This is a genomic window from Rhodobacter sp. P2_H5 (assembly GCF_056403335.1).
In genome coordinates this window covers 1-761 of record NZ_JBFUFS010000107.1, presented here as the reverse complement: position 1 = coordinate 761, position 761 = coordinate 1, and the positions used below count along the sequence as shown (strand labels likewise).

At 67.7% G+C, this 761-nt stretch carries 1 protein-coding gene; it reads right to left on the bottom strand.

Annotation, left to right across the window (positions count from 1 at the left end; genetic code table 11):
* On the bottom strand, positions 1–761 hold a 761-nt coding region (locus tag AC1DVR_RS23765; protein WP_478003089.1), incomplete at both ends, for an ABC transporter ATP-binding protein.

Below are 761 nucleotides of genomic sequence, written 5' to 3'. Positions count from 1 at the left end.
GGGCGAGGTCGTGCGAGACGAAGACATAGGTCAGACCCAGTCGGGCTTGCAGCGCCAGCAGCACCTCGACGATGTCGGCCTGCACGCTGACATCGAGGGCCGAGGTCGGCTCGTCCAGAACGATCACATCGGGCTGCAGGACCAAGGCCCGGGCGATGGCGACGCGCTGGCGCTGGCCACCCGACAGGTCGGTGGCGCGGCGCGACAGAAGGCCCTCGTTCAGGCTGACGCTCGCCAAGGCCTCACGCACGCGCTGGGCGTGTTCATCGCGCGTGCCGATGCTAAAGCGGTCCAAAGGCTCGCGCACCAGGGCCTCGACACGCCAGGTTGGGTCCAGCGAGGTGAAAGGGTTCTGGTAGACCAGTTGCAGATGGCGCCAGGCCTGGCGCAGGCTGGCCGGATCGCGGCCCGAGACGGAATGCCCCGCCACCTTGATGCTGCCGCGGTCGGGTTGTTCCAGCCCCAGAAGCAGCCGGATCGTCGTGGTCTTGCCCGAACCGGATTCACCGACCAAAGCATGGGTGGTGCCCGCCGGGACCGAGAAGGACAGATTGTCCACCGCCGTCAGACTGCGCCCCTCGACGCTGAAGGTCTTGGAGACTCCGGCAACTTCGATCTTGGCGGCGCTGGTCTTGGCAAAACCCGGATCGCGGAAGCTGGCATAGCGGTCGGGGTTCAGGGCCGGCACATCGGCCTGAAGCTTGCGGGCATAGGCCGAGGCGGGGGCGGCGAAGACCTTTGGCGTCGGCCCGGCCTCTTGC